This is a genomic window from Cryobacterium sp. SO2 (genome assembly GCF_026151165.2).
In the GTDB taxonomy this organism is placed as follows: Bacteria; Actinomycetota; Actinomycetes; order Actinomycetales; family Microbacteriaceae; genus Cryobacterium.
Genome location: NZ_CP117849.1, coordinates 3259446 through 3277988, shown reverse-complemented (window position 1 = coordinate 3277988; position 18543 = coordinate 3259446). Strand labels below are relative to the sequence as shown.

The 18543-nt window shown below is 68.6% G+C and carries 21 protein-coding genes and 1 pseudogene; 19 read left to right on the top strand and 3 right to left on the bottom strand.

From position 1 onward, the window contains the following. The first annotated feature begins 94 nt into the window (after positions 1-94). The 6 genes from infA to rplQ all read left to right on the top strand — a co-directional run bounded on the left by infA (position 95) and on the right by rplQ (position 3190). Positions 95-316: a translation initiation factor IF-1 gene (infA, locus tag BJQ94_RS15430; RefSeq protein WP_022883252.1), complete on the top strand. Its 222-nt coding sequence runs from the start codon at positions 95-97 to the stop codon at positions 314-316. 66 nt (positions 317-382) lie between these two features. Beyond that, positions 383-496 carry a 50S ribosomal protein L36 gene (gene rpmJ / locus BJQ94_RS15425; protein WP_035834639.1) on the top strand — a complete coding sequence of 38 codons (114 nt, stop codon included), beginning with the start codon at positions 383-385 and terminating at the stop codon, positions 494-496. Positions 497-656: 160 nt separating this feature from the next. Further along, positions 657-1031 (top strand): 30S ribosomal protein S13, encoded by a 375-nt coding sequence (gene rpsM / locus BJQ94_RS15420; protein ID WP_265400147.1) that lies wholly within the window; start codon positions 657-659, stop codon positions 1029-1031. A gap of 43 nt (positions 1032-1074) precedes the next feature. Beyond that, positions 1075-1473, top strand: coding sequence for a 30S ribosomal protein S11 (gene rpsK, locus BJQ94_RS15415; RefSeq protein WP_055821293.1), 399 nt, complete (start codon positions 1075-1077; stop codon positions 1471-1473). 165 nt (positions 1474-1638) lie between these two features. Next, positions 1639-2628: a DNA-directed RNA polymerase subunit alpha gene (locus BJQ94_RS15410; protein ID WP_066597571.1), complete on the top strand. Its 990-nt coding sequence runs from the start codon at positions 1639-1641 to the stop codon at positions 2626-2628. A gap of 52 nt (positions 2629-2680) precedes the next feature. Beyond that, a complete protein-coding gene (gene rplQ / locus BJQ94_RS15405; protein ID WP_265400148.1) occupies positions 2681-3190 on the top strand; it encodes a 50S ribosomal protein L17 in 510 nt (169 codons plus the stop codon). Positions 3191-3431: 241 nt separating this feature from the next. Here rplQ and BJQ94_RS15400 read toward each other — a convergent pair whose 3' ends face one another. After that, positions 3432-5420 carry an acyltransferase family protein gene (locus tag BJQ94_RS15400; RefSeq protein WP_265400149.1) on the bottom strand — a complete coding sequence of 663 codons (1989 nt, stop codon included), beginning with the start codon at positions 5418-5420 and terminating at the stop codon, positions 3432-3434. Positions 5421-5482: 62 nt separating this feature from the next. Here BJQ94_RS15400 and truA point away from each other — a divergent pair, with 62 nt between their 5' ends. The 4 genes from truA (at position 5483) to glmM (ending at position 9039) form a co-directional block, all read left to right on the top strand. After that, positions 5483-6469: a tRNA pseudouridine(38-40) synthase TruA gene (gene truA / locus BJQ94_RS15395; RefSeq protein ID WP_345893450.1), complete on the top strand. Its 987-nt coding sequence runs from the start codon at positions 5483-5485 to the stop codon at positions 6467-6469. A 187-nt stretch (positions 6470-6656) separates the two neighbouring features. Beyond that, positions 6657-7103, top strand: coding sequence for a 50S ribosomal protein L13 (gene rplM / locus BJQ94_RS15390; protein ID WP_265400150.1), 447 nt, complete (start codon positions 6657-6659; stop codon positions 7101-7103). Positions 7104-7152: 49 nt separating this feature from the next. Beyond that, positions 7153-7638, top strand: coding sequence for a 30S ribosomal protein S9 (gene rpsI / locus BJQ94_RS15385; protein WP_088457153.1), 486 nt, complete (start codon positions 7153-7155; stop codon positions 7636-7638). A 24-nt stretch (positions 7639-7662) separates the two neighbouring features. Continuing rightward, positions 7663-9039: a phosphoglucosamine mutase gene (gene glmM / locus BJQ94_RS15380; protein ID WP_265400151.1), complete on the top strand. Its 1377-nt coding sequence runs from the start codon at positions 7663-7665 to the stop codon at positions 9037-9039. Between the two features lie 92 nt (positions 9040-9131). On the opposite strand, the gene BJQ94_RS15375 is transcribed toward glmM, so the two are convergent. Together BJQ94_RS15375 and coaA are read right to left on the bottom strand one after the other, a co-directional pair. Next, positions 9132-9668 (bottom strand): GNAT family N-acetyltransferase, encoded by a 537-nt coding sequence (locus BJQ94_RS15375; RefSeq protein WP_265400152.1) that lies wholly within the window; start codon positions 9666-9668, stop codon positions 9132-9134. A 28-nt stretch (positions 9669-9696) separates the two neighbouring features. Beyond that, on the bottom strand, positions 9697-10653 hold the full coding sequence (gene coaA, locus BJQ94_RS15370) for a type I pantothenate kinase (protein ID WP_265400153.1): 957 nt from the start codon (positions 10651-10653) through the stop codon (positions 9697-9699). Positions 10654-10686: 33 nt separating this feature from the next. On the opposite strand from coaA, the gene glmS reads away from it, so the two are divergent. The 9 genes and pseudogenes from glmS (at position 10687) to BJQ94_RS15330 (ending at position 18496) form a co-directional block, all read left to right on the top strand. Beyond that, the gene (glmS, locus tag BJQ94_RS15365) at positions 10687-12537 is read left to right on the top strand and encodes a glutamine--fructose-6-phosphate transaminase (isomerizing) (protein ID WP_265400154.1); all 1851 of its coding nucleotides are present in this window, start codon (positions 10687-10689) and stop codon (positions 12535-12537) included. Between the two features lie 148 nt (positions 12538-12685). Beyond that, positions 12686-13042: a holo-ACP synthase gene (locus tag BJQ94_RS15360; RefSeq protein ID WP_265400155.1), complete on the top strand. Its 357-nt coding sequence runs from the start codon at positions 12686-12688 to the stop codon at positions 13040-13042. Then, on the top strand, positions 13039-14187 hold the full coding sequence (gene alr, locus BJQ94_RS15355; protein ID WP_265400156.1) for an alanine racemase: 1149 nt from the start codon (positions 13039-13041) through the stop codon (positions 14185-14187). The genes BJQ94_RS15360 and alr overlap by 4 nt, the downstream gene beginning before the upstream one ends. A gap of 6 nt (positions 14188-14193) precedes the next feature. Next, positions 14194-14745: a tRNA (adenosine(37)-N6)-threonylcarbamoyltransferase complex ATPase subunit type 1 TsaE gene (gene tsaE, locus BJQ94_RS15350; protein ID WP_265400157.1), complete on the top strand. Its 552-nt coding sequence runs from the start codon at positions 14194-14196 to the stop codon at positions 14743-14745. Beyond that, the gene (locus BJQ94_RS15345; protein ID WP_265400158.1) at positions 14742-15530 is read left to right on the top strand and encodes a sulfite exporter TauE/SafE family protein; all 789 of its coding nucleotides are present in this window, start codon (positions 14742-14744) and stop codon (positions 15528-15530) included. The genes tsaE and BJQ94_RS15345 overlap by 4 nt, the downstream gene beginning before the upstream one ends. A gap of 126 nt (positions 15531-15656) precedes the next feature. Continuing rightward, a complete protein-coding gene (tsaB, locus tag BJQ94_RS15340) occupies positions 15657-16292 on the top strand; it encodes a tRNA (adenosine(37)-N6)-threonylcarbamoyltransferase complex dimerization subunit type 1 TsaB (RefSeq protein ID WP_265400159.1) in 636 nt (211 codons plus the stop codon). Continuing rightward, a pseudogene (gene rimI, locus BJQ94_RS19410) lies at positions 16292-16723 on the top strand (ribosomal protein S18-alanine N-acetyltransferase); the annotation flags it as partial. The gene tsaB and the pseudogene rimI, both read left to right, overlap by 1 nt. A gap of 156 nt (positions 16724-16879) precedes the next feature. Beyond that, positions 16880-17929: a tRNA (adenosine(37)-N6)-threonylcarbamoyltransferase complex transferase subunit TsaD gene (gene tsaD, locus BJQ94_RS19405; protein WP_265399035.1), complete on the top strand. Its 1050-nt coding sequence runs from the start codon at positions 16880-16882 to the stop codon at positions 17927-17929. A gap of 168 nt (positions 17930-18097) precedes the next feature. Beyond that, positions 18098-18496 carry a DUF4190 domain-containing protein gene (locus BJQ94_RS15330; RefSeq protein WP_265399034.1) on the top strand — a complete coding sequence of 133 codons (399 nt, stop codon included), beginning with the start codon at positions 18098-18100 and terminating at the stop codon, positions 18494-18496. The last annotated feature ends 47 nt before the right edge of the window (positions 18497-18543 follow it).

The window sequence follows — 18543 nt, the reverse complement described above, 5'->3', positions numbered from 1 at the left end:
ATAAATCCTTGGTGTCTAGCACTGCCTTTGTTGGCGTGTCTGGATGCCACAATCCACGCACGACCAGCAATCAATACTTTAGCGATAGTGAGTTATGGCCAAAAAAGACGGTGTCATCGAGATCGAGGGCGCAGTAGTCGAAGCTCTTCCCAACGCGATGTTTCGTGTTGAGCTGACCAACGGCCACAAAGTTCTTGCCCACATTTCGGGCAAGATGCGTCAGCACTACATCCGCATCCTCCCCGAGGACCGCGTGATCGTGGAGCTGAGCCCGTACGACCTGACCCGCGGCCGGATCGTCTACCGCTACAAGTAAGCGTTGCTGTAAGTAACGGCCCGCGGCATTCCGAGGGTACGAAGACAGCGATTACAAGGACACACCATGAAGGTCAAGCCCAGCGTCAAGAAGATCTGTGACAAGTGCAAGGTCATCCGCCGTAACGGCAACGTGATGGTCATCTGCGAGAACCCGCGTCACAAGCAGCGTCAGGGCTAGGTCTCGACACGCTCGACCAGCGATGGTCGATCTCGAGATTCACGCACGACACAACTAAATACATAGCAGTGCCGGGAGCCCTTCGGGGTGACACCATCGGTTGGAGGCCGATGCACAGGCGCTGCTACAGACCTCCACACATCCCACAGGAGAAGCCACAATGGCACGTCTAGCCGGCGTCGACATTCCGCGCGATAAGCGCGTGGAAGTTGCACTTACTTACATTTACGGTGTTGGCCGCACGAGGGCACTCAAGACCCTCGTCGACACTGAGATCGATGGCAACATCCGCGTCAAGGACCTGACCGACGACCAGCTCGTCCAGCTCCGCGACTACATCGAAGGAACCTTCAAGGTTGAGGGTGACCTCCGCCGTGAGGTTGCCGCTGACATCCGCCGCAAGGTCGAGATCGGTAGCTACGAGGGTATTCGTCACCGCAAGGGCCTGCCCGTTCGCGGCCAGCGCACCAAGACCAACGCTCGCACCCGCAAGGGCCCGAAGCGCACCGTAGCCGGCAAGAAGAAGGCGCGCTAGGCCTTCGCCTAGCCCGTCTCGCCTTTAGGATTCAGGAGAAATCATGGCAGCACCCAAGTCGGCCGTACGGAAGCCGCGTAAGAAAGAAAAGAAGAACATTGCTGTGGGCCAGGCCCACATCAAGTCCACCTTCAACAACACCATCGTCTCGATCACCGACACCACCGGTGCGGTCATCAGCTGGGCGTCCTCAGGTGGAGTCGGCTTCAAGGGCTCGCGCAAGTCGACCCCGTTCGCCGCTCAGCTGGCTGCAGAATCTGCCGCCCGCCAGGCCCAGGAGCACGGCATGAAGAAGGTTGACGTCTTCGTCAAGGGACCGGGTTCAGGCCGCGAAACGGCTATCCGTTCGCTGCAGGCCGCCGGCCTCGAGGTTGGTTCGATCAACGACGTGACGCCCCAGGCTCACAACGGTTGCCGTCCCCCGAAGCGTCGCCGCGTTTAATTCCTTTCAGTGACTGGCGTTTGGGCTTGTCCGGGTCGAAAGATCCGGGCAGGCTCACTCGCCGTTCACCGCGACGGGCCCGCTGGGCGGGTTCGTTGAGACACACAATTTAATAACTCGCCAACAAGTGTCATATAGCGGACACTTCGCCGAAAGGAATCAATAGTGCTTATCGCACAGCGCCCCACGCTCACCGAAGAGAACATCTCGGAGTTCCGGTCCCGGTTCGTCATCGAACCCCTCGAGCCCGGCTTCGGCTACACCCTCGGTAACTCGATGCGCCGCACCCTGCTTTCCTCGATTCCCGGCGCTGCTGTCACCAGCATCCGCATCGATGGAGTACTCCACGAGTTCAGCACCGTTCCCGGGGTCAAGGAAGATGTCACTGAGATCATCCTGAACATCAAGGGTCTGGTCATCTCGAGCGAGCACGACGAGCCGATCACCGCGTACCTGCGCAAGCAGGGCTCCGGCCAGGTCACGGCCGCCGACATCTCGGCTCCGGCCGGCGTCGAGGTCCACAACCCCGAGCTCGTCATCGCCACCCTGAACGACAAGGCCAAGTTCGAACTTGAACTGACCATCGAGCGTGGCCGCGGCTACGTGTCGGCCACCCAGAACCGCAACGAGTACTCAGAGGCCGGCCAGATCCCGGTCGACTCGATCTACTCGCCGGTTCTCAAGGTGACCTACCGTGTCGAGGCAACTCGTGCCGGTGAGCGCACCGACTTCGACCGCCTCGTCGTTGACGTGGAGACCAAGTCGGCTATCTCGCCCCGCGACGCCATCGCATCCGCCGGTCGCACCCTGACCGAGCTGTTCGGTCTGGCCCGCGAACTGAACACCGCCGCAGAGGGCATTGAGATCGGCCCCGCGCCGGTCGACGCCGTCCTCTCCACCGAGCTGTCCGTGCCGATCGAAGACCTCGATCTGTCCGTGCGCTCGTACAACTGCCTCAAGCGTGAAGGCATCAACAACGTCAGCGAACTGGTCGCCCTCTCGGAGACCCAGCTGATGAACATCCGCAACTTCGGACAGAAGTCGGTGGATGAGGTCAAGGACAAGCTCGTAGAGCTCGGCCTGTCGCTGAAGGATTCTGTGCCCGGCTTTGACGGTGCGCACTTCTACAGCGGTTACGACGAAGAAACCATCTAAGGCTCGTCGTTCCTCGACTGCCTTTCGACTTTGATACTGGAGATTACCGATAATGCCTAAGCCCACTAAGGGAGCCCGTCTCGGTGGCGGACCGGCGCACGAGCGCCTCATGCTCGCCAACCTGGCCGCCAGCCTGTTCACCCACAAGTCCATCAAGACGACCGAGACGCGCGCCAAGCGCCTGCGTCCGGTTGCCGAGCGCCTGGTGACCTTCGCCAAGCGTGGCGACCTGCACGCTCGTCGTCGCGTTCTCGCGACGATCGGCGACAAGACCGTCGTGCACGAGCTCTTCACCGAGATCGCGCCCCAGGTTGCGCTGCGCGATGGCGGCTACACCCGCATCACGAAGCTCGGCTTCCGTAAGGGCGACAACGCCTCGATGGTGCAGATGGAGCTCGTCCTCGAGCCCGTCACGCCGAAGTCCAAGCCGGCCAAGGCCTCCGCGAAGGCGTCCGCGCCGGTCGCAGAGCCCGTCGTTGAAGAGGCACCCGAGGCCGAGGTCGTTGAGACCGAAACCGTCGAGGCCGACGCTGCCGAGGCATCCGCTGAGGAAGCCAAGTAGCACCTGCTTGACCTGCTTTGCCTGAAGGGCCCGACTCCGGTCGGGCCCTTTTGTGTGCCCTGTGGAGGCAGGGCGGGGGCGATGTCGGTCGCTGCGCCCCGCGTGGCTCAGTGCGCCATTTATAACTGGCGCACTGAGCCACACGGGGTGCACTGATGCCCGCGCGGGGCGTGTGTGCCGCCGCCCGGCCGGGCTTGCGCACGCACGGCGGGCCGGATGCCCGCGGGGGTAGCTGGCGCAGCTAGCGGGGGTGCGGGCGGAAGGGCTGGAGGGTGTCGGCGCCGGGGGCAGGCGCGGCCGGCGCGTCGGCGAGGCTGTCAAGGGCCGCGGCCACGGTGTCCGCGTAGATCGCTCCGCCGATGGGGCCGGGGTGGATGCCGTCGCCTGCGAGCACATCGACGTGCGGGGTGATCGCCGAACTCCAGTCCGCCAGGGCCACCCGGCTGCGGTGCGCGGAGAAGGCGGCCAGCTCGGCGTTGACCCCGGGCGTCCACGCCCGGTCCGCAAACGCATTGACCACGATGAGCTGCCTGTTCGGGCCGATCACCCGCAGAACCTCGGCCAGGTCGGACGGGGAGATCTGCCCGTTGGTGCCCAGCCCCACGACCACGACGGGGCGCAGGGCGCCGGCGTCCCGCTGCGTGGCGAGGATCGCCGGGGCGGCGGACATGCCACGGGAGACGGCCGCGTCGATCGCGATGCCGGGGAACTCGGCCTGCAGCTCGGCCGCAGAGGCGAGCATCACCGAGTCCCCGACGGCGGTGATGGTGGAACCCCTGGTGGCCTCCGCTGCCACTCCGGCGGCGTGCGCGGCGGCATCCGCAGCGGCCTGCTCGGCCTGCGCCTTCGCCGCCAGGGCGAGCGCCTGCTGTCCGCGCAGCACCTCGGCCTGGGCCGACGTGACCGCCGGCGCCGTGACCACGGCGGCGACCGTTCCCGAGAGCAGCGCCAGAGTGGTGGCTGCCGCAAGCACGAGCAGAGCGACAGGGTGGCGCCCGGGCATCGGCACCGTGGAGCGGGCCCTGGCCCATCCTTCTCGAACCGCGCCGCGCAGCCCGAGCCGGCGGATCGGCGTCTCCAACCACCGATGCGAGACCGCTGCCGCTCCGAGCGCCAGCGTCAGCGTGAGCAGACCGGTCGCAGCCGCCGCCCCTGCGCCGGGCCCGAACGGGGCGACGACCTGCACCAGCACCAGCAGCGGCCAGTGCCAGAGATACAGGCCGTAGGAGCGTTCGCCGAGGTAACGGAGCGGGGCGGCATCGAGCATCCGCCCGAACCGGCCGCCCGTGATGCCGGCCCAGATGACCACGGCGCTGAGCAACGACACCAGCACGAGGCCGCCCCGGTACGTCGTGGCGTCGGCCTCCGGCAGCCAGATCGCGGCAGCGAGCAGCGCGGCCACGGCGCCCGCCCCCGCATACGGCCGCACGGCGGCGGCCATCGACCGCGCCACCACCGGGGTGCCTACGGGAGCGGATGCCGCCTGTCGCGCGCGCACCAGCAGCGCCAGGGCGGCGCCGATGAGCAGGCCGAAGCTGTGCGTGTCCGACCCGTAGTAGACCCGGGTCGGGTCGGAGCCGGGGCTGAACACCACGCCCATCCACACGGCGGAGGCGGCGGCGAGGCCCACGACGACGGCCAGCCGGAGACCAGGGCGGCGCAGGCGCAACAGCAGCAGGAGCACCAGCGGCCAGACCAGGTAGAACTGCTCTTCAACGGCCAGCGACCACAGATTGCGGAACAGTTCGGGCTGACCGGAATCGAAGTAGCTCGTGTGCGCCGCCATCGACACCCAGTTGTAGCTGAACGTCGCCGTGCCCAGCAGCTTCCAACCGAGGCCCACCAGCACGTCGCCACCGATCAGCCAGGCTGCTGCGCAGACCGTCAACACCAGGGGCACGAGAGCCGGCAGCAGGCGCCGGGCCCGGTGCAGCCAGAACCGCCGCGGCGAGAAGCGGCCGGTGCCCTCGCGCTCGGCCACGATCAACCCGGTGATCAGGAATCCGCTGATGACGAAGAAGATGTCCACGCCGATGAAGCCACCCTGCAGCACGGGCGGGAACAGGTGGTAGACGACGACCAGGGTGACGGCGAGGCCCCTCAACCCGTCCAGACCGCTGAGCCGACGGGCGCCCGATGAGGCCCCCGCAGCGGCGGAGAGCGCCGCCGAGTCGGCGATGGAGAGGGCTGTGGCGGGGGAGCGGGGCGCGGTGCGTGAAGAACTGGTCATAACGAAGGGCCTGAAGACGGCCCGTCCAACGATAACCCGGCCCGGCCTCTACACTGACCTCTGTGAGTTTTCCCGAGCCCGGCGACGGCACCCTTCCGACGATCCCGCCAGAGCTCAACCCGGATGGCGCCCTCGCGGAGCCGAGCGATTCGATGCCGGCAGCCGGCTCCCGCCGCATCCGTCTCGATGTGGCCTACGACGGCACCGACTTCTTCGGCTGGGCCAGCCAGCCCGGCTACCGCACCGTGCAGGGCCAGATCGAGGAGGGCCTCGGCGCGATCCTCAAGCGCCACCAGCCGACCCCCGCCCTCGTCGTCGCCGGGCGCACCGACTCCGGCGTGCACGCGCTGGGCCAGGTGGCGCACTTCGACCTCAACCCCGACCAGGTGGACAGCCTCGTACGGGTCAAGCGCGGTCGCGGTGCACCGAAGTTCCCCAACGAGCTCGCCACGATGGTGCAACGCCGGCTCGGCGGAATCCTGGTGACCCAGCCCGAAATCGTGATCCGCCGCGCCACCCTCGCCCCGCCCGGCTTCGACGCCCGTTTCTCCGCCCTCTGGCGCCGCTACGAGTACCGCATCTCCGACACCGGGGCGTTGCGCGATCCGCTGCAGCGGCTGCGCACCACCTGGCACGGTTTCAAGCTCGACCTTGCCGCGATGCAAGAGGCTGCCGCCACCCTGATCGGGCTGCACGACTTCGCCACCTATTGCAAGCCGCGGCCCGGCGCCACGACCATCCGCACTCTGCAGTCCTTCGAGTGGCGGCGCGACCCCGACGGCGTGCTCGTGGCAACGCTGCAGGCGGATGCGTTCTGCCACTCGATGGTGCGCGCCCTGGTGGGCGCCTGCGTGTCGGTGGGGGAGGGCAAGCTGGTGGGCACCCGACTGGTGGACCTGCGCATCGAGCGGGCCCGCACGAGCGAGTTCAAGGTGATGCAGGCGCACGGCCTCACCCTGATGGAGGTGGGCTATCCCGAGGACGCGGGCCTGGCCATCCGTGCCGCGCAGACGCGCGCGCGCCGGGAACTGCCCGACGACGACGAGTGAATTCGCACCGAACTGGCCGCGGGAGTTGTGCGCAATCACCCCAGCAACTAGTGTGGTTCCTTGGTGTCTTAGGCGTTGCAGCCAGGCACACGAACGTGAGCCCTCCATCGATCGTGTTCTCTTCGAGAACACACCCGGAGCGGGATTCACGAACACCTCCGTTCGAAGACAAGAAAGCAGCACAACAGTGACGCGCACTTACACCCCCAAGGCAAGCGAACTCCAGCACGACTGGGTCGTTATTGATGCCACCGACATCGTTCTGGGTCGGCTCGCCAGCCACGCCGCGATTCTTCTTCGCGGCAAGCACAAGGCGACCTTCTCCCCCCACATGGACGGTGGCGACTTCGTCATCATCGTCAACGCCGAGAAGATTGCCCTGACCGGCAAGAAGCTCGACCTGAAGATCGCGTACCGCCACTCCGGTTACCCGGGCGGCCTCACGGCCACGAACTACTCGGAGATGCTCGAGAAGCACCCCACCCGTGCGGTAGAAAAGGCGATTCGCGGCATGCTGCCGAAGAACTCGCTCGGCCGTGCACAGCTGCTGAAGCTCAAGGTCTACGCAGGCCCCGAGCACCCGCACGCTGCGCAGCAGCCCAAGCCGTACACCCTCAGCCAGGTCGCTCAGTAGCGTCGGCCCCAGACTTCTCGATATCTAAGAAAAAAGGATTCACACCATCGTGGCGAAGATCGCAGACCAGATTGACGCAACTCCCGAGAGCTACTCCACCGAGACTCCCGCTGAAGTTGCAACCAAGGCGCCCCGCGCCGTCCTCAACGTTCCCGGCGCAGCCGTGGGCCGTCGCAAGCAGGCCATCGCCCGCGTGCGCATCGTCCCCGGCGCCGGCAAGATCGTCGTCAACGGGCGCGAGCTCGACGACTACTTCCCGAACAAGCTGCACCAGCAGCTGATCAACGACCCGTTCAAGGTCCTCGACCTTATCGGCAGCTACGACGTCATCGCACGCATCACCGGTGGTGGCCCGTCCGGCCAGGCCGGCGCGCTGCGCCTCGGCATCGCCCGCTCGCTGAACCAGATCGACGAAGAGAACAACCGCGCCATCCTCAAGAAGGCCGGCTTCCTCAACCGTGACGCTCGCGTCAAGGAGCGCAAGAAGGCCGGACTCAAGAAGGCCCGCAAGGCGCCCCAGTTCTCGAAGCGCTAACCCGTTAGTCGAGTTCGCACTCATATGGCTCGACTATTCGGCACGGACGGCGTCCGGGGCCTGGCTAACCGTGATCTCACGGCTGGCCTGGCCCTGGGCCTCGCCCAGGCGAGCGCCGTTGTGCTCACCCAGGGTCGCCGCGCAGAACTCCGCCGTGCACAGGGCAGACGCCCCGTCGCCGTGGTCGCCCGCGACCCCCGCATTTCCGGTGAATTCATCACCTCCGCCGTTGCAGCTGGCCTCGCCAGTTCCGGCGTCGATGTGCTGGATGCCGGCGTCATCCCGACGCCCGCCGCCGCGTTCCTCATCGCCGATATCGGCGCAGACTTCGGCGTGATGATCTCCGCCTCACACAACCCCGCCCCCGACAACGGCATCAAGTTCTTCGCCTTCGGCGGCACCAAACTTCCCGACGACGTCGAGGACCGCATCGAATCCGTGCTTGCCGCCGGCGATCAGCTTCTCACGCCGATCGGTGGCGACGTCGGTCGCATCCGTCGTTTCGCGGATGCCGAAGACCGCTACGTCGTGCACCTGCTGGGCACCCTCCCGCACCGGCTCGACGGCATCCACGTGGTGCTGGACTGCGCCCACGGTGCCGCGGCCGGTGTGTCGCCGCAGGTGTTCACGGATGCCGGCGCCCGCGTCACCGTGATCGGCGCTGACCCCGACGGCCTCAACATCAATGACGGTGTGGGCTCGACCCACCTCGACAACCTGGCCCGCGCGGTGCTCGAGCACGGCGCCGACGTGGGAATCGCCCATGACGGCGACGCCGACCGCTGCCTCGCCGTGGACCGCGACGGAAACATCGTCGACGGTGACCAGATCATGGCCATCCTCGCCGTGTCGATGGCCGAGCGCGGTGTGCTCAAGGACCGCACCCTGGTCGCCACAGTGATGAGCAACCTCGGCCTGAAGAAGGCCATGGCGGCCAACGACATCCGCATGATCGAGTCGAAGGTCGGCGACCGCTACGTGCTCGAAGAACTCGACGCGCACGGGCTTTCGCTCGGCGGCGAGCAGAGCGGGCACGTCATCATGACCAAGTTCGCCACCACCGGCGACGGCATCCTCACCGGGCTGCACCTCGTCGCGGAGATGGCGCGCACCGGCAAGACCCTGGCCGAGCTGGCCGCCGTGATGACGGTGTTCCCGCAGATCCTCGTGAACGTGCGCGGCGTGGACCACCACGCCCTCGCCGGTGACGAGGTCATCGCGCAGGCCGTGCGCGACGCCGAGGCCGAACTCGGCGACACCGGACGGGTGCTGCTGCGTCCCTCCGGCACCGAGCCGATGGTGCGGGTCATGGTGGAAGCCGCCGACCAGCCCACCGCCGACCGCCTGGCGCACGCGCTGGCCGAGGTCGTGCAGTCCCAGCTGGCCCTGCAGCCCATCTAGCCCGCCAGCAACTGTTCCCCGTGCGGACAAATGCGTCCGGCACACCGGGCGCAAAAGTCCGGAGGGGAAACAGTTCGGCAGGCGAATCGGATCTAGCCGGGCGCGTCGAGCAGGTAGCGCACATGCCGGCGCAGCGGCGACGGTGCGGGCACCCGCGGGTGATCGAACTCGCCGGTCGGGCGCATGCCCAGCCGCTCCATCACCCTGCGTGAGCGGATGTTGATGACGGCCGTGATCGAGTTCACCTCCGTCAGTCCGAGGGTGTCGAACCCGAACCGCAGGGCGGCCGTGGCCGCCTCGGTCGCGAAGCCACGCCCCCAGGCCGCGTGGGCCAACCGCCAGCCCACTTCGACGCCACCTGAGCCCGGGATGCCCTCCGGCATCGGCGCGAGACCGGTGAAGCCGATGAACTCGCCGGTGTCCAGCCGTTCGAGTGCCCAGAGCCCGTAGCCGTGCGCGTCGAACAGGGCGTCGGCGCGAGCGGCCAGGTCATCGCTCTGCGCGCGGTCCAACGCGGCGGGGAAGAATCGCATCACCTCGGCATCCGCGGTGAGCCGAGCGAACGGCTCACGGTCGCTGTCGAGCCAGCGCCGCAACAGAAGCCGGTCGGTGCGCACCTCGAAGTCCATGGCTCCACCGTAGCCGCGCCCGCCAGGGTCAGACCTTGCGGAGGAGGACCTTGTCGACGGTGTGGTCGGAGTCCTTACGCAGCACCAGGGTGGCGCGGGACCGGGTGGGACGGATGTTCTGCAGCAGGTTGGGCTCGTTGATGGTGCCCCAGATGGTGCGCGCACGCGCCCGGGCCTCGTCCTCGCTGAGTGAGGCGAACCTGTGGAAGAACGACTTCGGGTTGGTGAACGCGCCGCGCTGCAGTCGCAGGAATCGATCCTCGTACCAGCGTGAGATGTCGGCCGTGCGGGCATCCACGTAGATGGTGAAGTCGAACAGGTCGCTGACCGCCAGGCCGTGACCGGGCAGCGGCGGCTGCAGCACGTTGAGGCCTTCGACGATGAGGATGTCGGGCTGACGCACGATGACCTCGGCGTCGGGCACGATGTCGTAGTTCAGATGCGAGTAGAACGGGGCGCGCACCTCGGCGGCGCCGCTCTTGATCGCGCTCACGAAGCGCAGCAGGGCGCGCCGGTCGTAGGACTCCGGAAAGCCCTTGCGCTCCATCAGCCCACGGCGGGCCAGTTCAGCATTGGGGAACAGGAACCCGTCGGTGGTGACCAGCTCCACCCGGGGGGTGTCCTCCCACCGGGCGAGCAGTTCGCGCAGCAGCCGGGCGATGGTGGACTTGCCCACGGCGACGGACCCGGCCACGCCGATGACGAACGGGGTGCGCTGCGCGCGTTGGCCGAGGAACGCGCTGGTGTCGCGGTGCAACTGCCTGGCGCCCGCGGCATAGAGGTTCAGCAGCCGGCTGAGCGGCAGGTAGACGTCGGACACCTCGTTGATGTCGAGCGGCTCGCCCAAACCGCGAAGTTGCACGACTTCGGTTTCGCGCAGCGGCAATCGGGTGGAGGGTGCGAGGGCAGCCCACACAGCACGGTCGAGCTCCACAAAGGGGGTGCTGTGACCGTTATTACTGGGGCTCACCACCGGCTCGGACATCTTGCCAAGCATAGTGCGACTAAAATCAGGGCCATGTGCGGAATCGTGGGATATGTCGGAGACAACAAAAGCGTCGAAGTCCTCATGGGAGGACTGCGTCGACTCGAGTACCGGGGCTATGACTCCGCGGGAATCGCGGTGATCGACGACGCCGGGGTACTTAACACCGCCAAGCGCGCCGGCAAGCTCGCCGTGCTCGCCGCCGAGCTGGAGGCGCACCCGATCAACAACGGGCGCACCGGCATCGGCCACACCCGTTGGGCCACCCACGGCGGCCCCACCGACGGCAACGCGCACCCGCACCTGGGTGACAACGGCAAGCTCGCCCTCATCCACAACGGCATCATCGAGAACTTCTCCCCGCTCAAGGACGAACTCCTTGCCGAGGGCTACACCTTCCTCAGCGAAACCGACACCGAGGTGGCCGCCGTACTGCTCGGCCGCGAATACCAGCGCCTCGGCGACCTGGGCGAGGCCTTCCGCACCGTCGTCGCACGCCTGGACGGCGCGTTCACGCTCCTCGCCGTGCACCAGGACCAGCCCGGCGTCGTCGTCGGCGCCCGTCGTAACTCGCCGCTGGTGATCGGCCTCGGCGACGGCGAGAACTTCCTCGGCTCTGACGTCGCCGCGTTTGTGGAGTACACCCGTCGCGCTGTCGCGATCGGCCAGGACCAGATCGTCACGATCACCCCCGACCTCGTCACCGTCACCGACTTCTTCGGCAACCCCGTCGAGGTCGAAGAGTTCGACATCGCCTGGGATGCCTCCGCCAGCGAAAAGGGCGGCTGGTCCAGCTTCATGGCCAAGGAGATCTCCGAGCAGCCGGATGCCGTCACCAACACCCTGCGCGGCCGCATCCACGACGGCCAGGCCGTTGTGCCCGAGCTCGAGGCCTTCGGCGACGACGTGCTCGCCGGCATCCGCCGCATCGTCATCGTGGCCTGCGGCACCGCCGCCTACGCCGGTCAGACGGCCAAGTACGCCATCGAGAAGTGGGCGAAGGTGCCGGTGGACGTCGAACTCAGCCACGAGTTCCGCTACCGCGACCCGGTGCTCGACGACCACACCCTGGTCATCTCGATCAGCCAGTCCGGCGAGACCATGGACACCCTGATGGCCGTGAAGTACGCCCGCGAGGCCGGCGCGAAGGCCATTTCGATCTGCAACACCCAGGGCGCCACCATCCCGCGCGAATCCGACGCCGTGATCTACACGCACGCCGGCCCCGAAGTGGCTGTCGCGTCGACCAAGGGCTTCACCGCCCAGATCGCGGCGCTGTACCTCTTCGCGCTGCACCTGGCGCGGGTGCGCAACACGCTCACCCCGGCGGAGCTGGCCGAGCAGGTCGCCGAGCTGCAGGCCATCCCGGAGAAGCTCGCCACCACCCTGTTGCAGGGCGATGCCGTGCGCACACTGGCCACCTGGATGACCGACACCCGCGCGGTGCTCTTCCTCGGCCGCCACGTGGGCTTCCCGATCGCGCTCGAGGGCGCGCTCAAGCTCAAGGAACTCGCCTACATCCATGCAGAGGGCTTCGCCGCCGGTGAACTCAAGCACGGACCGATCGCGCTGATCGAGCCCGGCCAGCCGGTGTTCGTCGTCGTGCCGAGCCCGCGCGGCTCCGCGCACCTGCACCCCAAGGTGGTCTCCAACATCCAGGAGATCCGCGCCCGCGGCGCCCGCATCATCGCGATCGCCGAACAGGGCGACGCCGCGGTGCTGCCGTTCGCCGACTCCGTGTTCCACATCCCGCTCGCCGCACCCCTGTTCGAGCCCCTGCTCGCCGTGGTTCCGCTGCAGATGTTCGCCATCGAACTGGCCACGGCCAAGGGCCTGGACGTCGACCAGCCGCGCAACCTGGCGAAGTCCGTCACGGTCGAGTAAACGGTCGAGTACACGGTCGAATAAAGCAGCACGGATGCCCAGGCCGCCTCGCCGCCTCGCCGCACCGCCTCACGCGATGCGTCGTGGCGTCTGGGCATCTCGCTGACACCGGCACAGCTGACACCGGCACACGGGGATTGAGCACACCATGATCAAGGGCATCGGCGTCGACATCGTCGACCTGGCACGCTTCGACCGGCAGGTGGCCCGCACGCCGGGGCTCGTGCAGCGCCTGTTCGCACCCGCAGAGCGCGCCCTGCCGCCTCACTCCCTGGCCGCGCGGTTCGCCGCGAAGGAAGCCCTGATCAAGGCGCTCGGCGACAGCGTGGGCGCGAGCTGGCAGGAAATGGAAGTGGTGTCAGACTTGCACGGCAACCCGTCGTTCGCCCTCACCGGTGTGGTGCAGGCCGCCGTCGCTGCCCGAGGCGTCACGAGTGTGCATCTGAGCCTCACCCACGACGCCGGGGTGGCCTGCGCGTTCGTGGTGATGGAGGGAGACTCATGACCGACTTCCGCGAGGCCGTCATCGACCTCGGCGCCGTGCAGGCCAATGTGGCGCACCTGCGCCGGCTGATCGGCACCCGGCACACCATGGCCGTCGTCAAGGCCAACGGGTACGGCCATGGTGCCGCCCAGGTGGCCGCCGCGGCCCTCGCCGGCGGCGCCGACTGGCTCGGCGTCGCCGACATCGACGAGGCCCTGGCCCTGCGCGCCGCCGGCATCGACGCGCCCCTGCTGGCCTGGCTGCACGGCCCTGACGCCGACTTCGCCGCCGCCATCGACGCCGACATCGACCTCGGCTTGTCCTCCGCCGCGCAGGTGCGCCAGGCCGCGGATGCCGCGAGCGTGCTCGGCCGCACCGCATCCGTGCAGATCAAACTCGAGACCGGCCTCAACCGCAACGGAGTCGACGAGGCGGACTGGGCCGAAGTGATGGCGCTCGCCGCCGCGTTCGAACGGGTCGGCCGGCTGCGGGTGCGCGGCCTGTTCAGCCACCTGGCCAACACCTCGCCGGACGACGACCTCGCCGCCATCGAGAGCTTCGACCGCGGCCTGGCCGCCGCGGCCGCCGCGGGTCTCACCGTCGACCTAGTCCACCTCGCCTCGACGGCCGCTGCCCTGCGGCTGCCGGCCGCCCGCTATTCGATGGTGCGGTTGGGGATCGGCATCTACGGGCAGTCCCCGTTCGCCGACGCCGATTCGCAGGCATTGGGCCTCACGGCGGCCATGACCCTGCGCGGCCGGGTCGCCGCAGTGCGCCGGGTCGCCGCCGGCGCCGGCGTCTCCTACGACTACCTCTGGCGCGCGAGCGCGGACACCACCCTGGCCCTGGTGCCGCTCGGCTACGCCGACGGTGTGCCTCGGCAGGCGATGAACGCCGCGCGGGTGGCCATCAACGGGGTGCAGTACCCCGTCGTGGGCCGGGTCGCGATGGACCAGTTCCTCGTTGACGTGGGCACGGCTCCCATCGCCGTCGGCGACGTCGTGGTGTTGTTCGGCGACGCAGCGACCGGCGCGCCCACGGCCGCGGAGTGGGGCGCGGCGGCGGGCACCATCAATTACGACATCATCACCCGCGTCGGCGCCCGCGTGCCCAGACGATACCTGGCCGCCGCGGCGGACGCAGCCGTCCCCGTCGACGAACAGTAGCCCTCGATGCGCCGGATCATTCCAGACCCCGAGTCCATGCACGCTTTCGGCCAGGAGCTGGCCGGGTTGCTGCGTGCCGGCGACCTGATGGTGCTCACCGGCCCGCTCGGCGCCGGCAAGACCACGTTCACTCGCGGACTCGGCGAGGGCTTGCGGGTGCGCGGCGCCGTCACCAGCCCCACCTTCGTGCTCGCCCGCACGCATCCGAGCACCGTCGGCGGGCCGCCGCTGGTGCACGTGGATGCATACAGGCTGAGCAGCGCCCTGGAACTCGACGACCTCGACATCGACTTCGCCCGCTCCATCGTGGTGGTCGAATGGGGCCGCGGCCTCCTCGAGGGCATCACCGAGTCCTGGCTCGACGTGGAGATCGAGCGCCCCCTCGGGTCGTCCGAGGCCCAGCCGGGCGCCGGGGAGGACGGCACCGATGCCGACGAATCCGTGGCCCTGGACCTGCCGGAGCCGCGCACCGTCACGGTGACCGGCCACGGCCCGCGCTGGCAGGCCGGTCTCGGTCTGGCCTACCCCGGCACGCCGGATGCGCCGGTGCCCGCATGAGCGCCCCGCGCCCCACCGGCGCGAGATACTGGATCGCCCTCGTCGTCACCGGACTGGTCGGCGGACTGCTCTCGGGCATCTTCGGCGTGGGCGGCGGCATCGTGATGGTGCCGCTGCTGATCTCCCTGGTGCGCATGAACCAGAGGCAGGCCGCCACCACCTCGCTCGCGGCGATCGTGCCCACCTCGATCGTGGGGTCGCTCACCTACCTGGCCAACGGCCACATCGACCTCGTCGCCGGCGCGATCATCGCCGCCGGCGCCGTAGTGGGGTCGGTGATCGGCAGCAACCTGCTGCAACGCATCCCGCTGTTCTGGCTGCGCTGGCTGTTCATCGCTCTGCTGGTCGTGGTGGCCATTCGCATGGTCATCGTGGAGCCGGAGCGCGGCGCCGCCCTCGAACTGAGCTGGGTCGTGGTGCTCGGCTACCTCGCCCTGGGGCTCGCGATGGGCGTCGCCTCGGGCCTGTTCGGCATCGGCGGGGGAGTGATCGCGGTGCCGGCACTCGTGGCAGTGTTCGGCGTGAGCGACCTCATCGCCAAGGGCACCTCGCTGCTGGTGCTGGTGCCCACGAGCATCGTCGGCACCATCGCCAATCTGCGTGCCAGGCTCGTCGACCTGCCCGCCGGCCTCGTGGTGGGCGTGGCCGCCACGCTGGCGGCGGTGCCGGGGGTCGCCCTCGCGCTGCTGATCCCGCCGCGCCTGTCCAGCATCCTCTTCGCCGTGCTCCTCCTGCTCGCCGCCGCGCAGCTCACCGTGAAGGCCATCCGCACCCAGCGCGCCTGACCGGTCCGGCCCACGCGGCCAACTGTTCCCCGTGCGGACAATTGCGCCCAATGTGCCGGGACCATTTGTCCGCTGCGGGAACAGTTGCCGGCGGGCGTGCGGTCCCGGGCCGCATAGGCTGGATGCGTGCTCCTCGCCATTGATACCTCCGCCGGCACCAGCGTCGCCGTCGTCGACCTGGCCAACGGCGTGATCGCCGAACGCGGCGTCGCCGACACCATGCGGCACGCCGAGGTGGTCGGCCGGCTCATCCAGGAGTGCCTCACCGAAGCCGCCGTCCCGGTCTCCGCGCTCTCCGGCGTGGTCGGCGGCATGGGCCCCGGCCCGTTCACGGGGCTCCGCGTCGGCATCGCCGCCGCCAGGGTCTTCGCGCTCGGCATCGACCGCCCCCTCGTTCCCGTGATCAGCCACGACGCCATCGCCTACGGCCACTACCGCACCGGCCACACCGGCCCGCTGCTCGTGGTCACCGACGCCCGCCGCCGCGAGGTCTACTGGTCGGCCTACAGCGGGGCGGATGCCGCGGGACTGCCGGTGCGCATCGGCTCTCCTGCCCTCGCCAAACCGGCCGAGCTCCTCGAGGCCGACTTCGTGCACGCCGGCCTGCCCCGCCTCGACGCCGCCACGATCTCGGCCGGTGACCTGGGGATGGTGGCCGAGTTCACGTTCGCGGCCGGCCACCCGTTCGCCGCCGACGACGCCCTCTATCTGCGCTCGCCCGACGTGACGGTGTCCAAAAACGGCCCCAAGCGGGTGAGTTGATGACCTGGCAGCTGCGCCGCGCCACCGCCGACGACGTCGACGCGATCATGCTCCTGGAGACCCACATCTTCGAGAACGACGCCTGGTCGACCGAGATGATGGCCCGCGACGTCGCCGACCCCGGCTGCTACTACCTGGTCGCCTTCCCACCGGACTCGCCTGAGCACATCGTCGCCTATGGCGGGCTGCAGGCCGCGCTGCGCTCGCCGGAGAGCGACATCCAGACCATCGCCGTCGCCGAGGTGGCCCGCGGCCGGGGGCTGGGCCGGGTGCTCATGCTCAGCCTCATCACCGAGGCCCGCAAGCGCGGCGCCCGCGAGACCTTCCTCGAGGTGCGCGCCGACAACCCCGGCGCCCAGCACCTCTACCGCTCGCTCGGCTTCGAAGACCTCGGCGTGCGCCGCGGCTACTACCAACCAGACAACGTGGATGCGATCGTGATGCGCCTGCCCATACCGCCCGCCGAGATGCAGCTCACCGGGAGCGCCTCCACCACGCTGCCCGCCGCCGCGCCGTCGGCTGAATCGGCCCCCGCCGCCGCCGCCGCCCCCGCCGCCCCGACCCGCCCGCTCAACCGCACCAACCCGCTGGTGCTCGGCATCGAGACCTCCTGCGACGAGACCGGCATCGGCATCGTGCGCGGCACCACCCTGCTCTCCAACACCATCGCCTCGTCGATGGACGAACACGCCCGCTACGGCGGCGTCGTGCCGGAGGTGGCCGCCCGCGCCCACCTCGAGGAGATGGTGCCCGCCATTCACGCGGCCGTCGCCGAGGCCGGCATCCGCCTCGACGAGATCGACGCCATCGCCGTGACCAGCGGGCCCGGCCTGGCCGGTGCCCTGATGGTGGGCGTCGGCGCCGCCAAATCCCTGGCCATCGCGCTGGACGTGCCGATCTACGCCGTCAACCACCTGGTCGGGCACGTCGGCGCCGACCTACTGCGCGGCGAGGGCGTCACAACGGATGCTCCGCTGGAATACCCGACCATCGCGCTGCTGGTCTCCGGCGGGCACACCTCCCTGCTGCTCGTACGTGACCTCGTCTCCGACGTTGAGCTGCTCGGCGAGACCATCGACGACGCCGCCGGCGAGGCATTCGACAAGGTCGCCAGGGTGCTCGGCCTGCCTTACCCCGGCGGCCCGCAGATCGACAGGGTCGCCGCCACCGGCAGCCCCACCGCCATCCGCTTCCCCCGCGGCCTCAGCCACCAGAAGGACGTCGCCAAGCACCGCTACGATTTCTCCTTCTCCGGCCTGAAGACCTCGGTGGCCCGCTGGGTGGAGCAGAAACAAGACGCCGGCGAGACCGTGCCGATCGACGACGTCGCGGCGAGCTTCCGCGAAGCCGTCGTCGACGTGCTGCTCACCAAGGCCGTCGCGGCCTGCACCGACCTGGGGGTTCCCCGGCTGTTGCTCGGCGGCGGCGTGATCGCCAATGCCCGGCTGCGCCAGGTGGCTCAAGAACGCACGGATGCGGCCGGCATCGCGCTGCGCATCCCGCCGCTTTCGCTCTGCACCGACAACGGCGCCATGATCGCGGCGCTCGGCGCGCAGCTGATCATGGCCGGGCACTCTCCGTCCACCCTCGATTTCGGTGCGGATTCGACCCTGCCGGTGTCCGTCATCCAGGCCTGAAAACCGGTCTCATCGAGCGTTTCCCTCCCGGACGCGATACTCTGGGCGCGGGGGTTGCATGCTGTGGCAACACGTTGACACCCCCGCGGCGTGGGTGCCACTATGGCACCGCTGAACCCAACGTCGAGCGCTGCCCTACGCTGCACCAATTCGAAGGAGTCTTTCGACATGACCGACCCGAACCAGCCCCCGGTGAACCCGCCGTCCGACAACCAGCCCACCCCGCCGCCGGCATACGCCCCGCCGGCCGCGCCCGCCTACGGCGCTGCGCCGGCCGCCCCCGCGGCCTACTCCAGCCAGGGCTACGGTGCGCCGTCCGCGGCAGACAAGTACAACGTCCTCGCGATCATTTCCCTGGTCAGCGCGTTCTTCGTTTCACTCGCTGCGATCATCTGCGGCCACATTGCGCTCAGCCAGATCAAGAAGACCGGTGAGAAGGGCCGCGGCCTGGCGATCGCCGGACTCGTGCTCGGCTACGTCGGCCTGATCTCCGGGATCATCTTCTTCATCGTCATCATCCTCGCGTGGATCGCGGCCATCAACAGCGGCAGCTACACCACCTATTAGGCCGGCTGGACCGGAGCGGCCATCGGCCGGGACGGGGACCGGCCGGC

What these genes read in the sequence shown, in the direction of transcription:
- infA (WP_022883252.1), top strand. Translation starts at nt 95, where the DNA reads ATGGCCAAAAAAGACGGTGTCATCGAGATCGAGGGCGCAGTAGTCGAA.
- rpmJ (WP_035834639.1), top strand. Translation starts at nt 383, where the DNA reads ATGAAGGTCAAGCCCAGCGTCAAGAAGATCTGTGACAAGTGCAAGGTC.
- rpsM (WP_265400147.1), top strand. Translation starts at nt 657, where the DNA reads ATGGCACGTCTAGCCGGCGTCGACATTCCGCGCGATAAGCGCGTGGAA.
- rpsK (WP_055821293.1), top strand. Translation starts at nt 1,075, where the DNA reads ATGGCAGCACCCAAGTCGGCCGTACGGAAGCCGCGTAAGAAAGAAAAG.
- rplQ (WP_265400148.1), top strand. Translation starts at nt 2,681, where the DNA reads ATGCCTAAGCCCACTAAGGGAGCCCGTCTCGGTGGCGGACCGGCGCAC.
- BJQ94_RS15400 (WP_265400149.1), bottom strand. Translation starts at nt 5,420, where the DNA reads ATGACCAGTTCTTCACGCACCGCGCCCCGCTCCCCCGCCACAGCCCTC.
- glmM (WP_265400151.1), top strand. Translation starts at nt 7,663, where the DNA reads ATGGCTCGACTATTCGGCACGGACGGCGTCCGGGGCCTGGCTAACCGT.
- BJQ94_RS15375 (WP_265400152.1), bottom strand. Translation starts at nt 9,668, where the DNA reads ATGGACTTCGAGGTGCGCACCGACCGGCTTCTGTTGCGGCGCTGGCTC.
- coaA (WP_265400153.1), bottom strand. Translation starts at nt 10,653, where the DNA reads ATGTCCGAGCCGGTGGTGAGCCCCAGTAATAACGGTCACAGCACCCCC.
- glmS (WP_265400154.1), top strand. Translation starts at nt 10,687, where the DNA reads ATGTGCGGAATCGTGGGATATGTCGGAGACAACAAAAGCGTCGAAGTC.
- BJQ94_RS15360 (WP_265400155.1), top strand. Translation starts at nt 12,686, where the DNA reads ATGATCAAGGGCATCGGCGTCGACATCGTCGACCTGGCACGCTTCGAC.
- alr (WP_265400156.1), top strand. Translation starts at nt 13,039, where the DNA reads ATGACCGACTTCCGCGAGGCCGTCATCGACCTCGGCGCCGTGCAGGCC.
- tsaE (WP_265400157.1), top strand. Translation starts at nt 14,194, where the DNA reads ATGCGCCGGATCATTCCAGACCCCGAGTCCATGCACGCTTTCGGCCAG.
- BJQ94_RS15345 (WP_265400158.1), top strand. Translation starts at nt 14,742, where the DNA reads ATGAGCGCCCCGCGCCCCACCGGCGCGAGATACTGGATCGCCCTCGTC.
- BJQ94_RS15330 (WP_265399034.1), top strand. Translation starts at nt 18,098, where the DNA reads ATGACCGACCCGAACCAGCCCCCGGTGAACCCGCCGTCCGACAACCAG.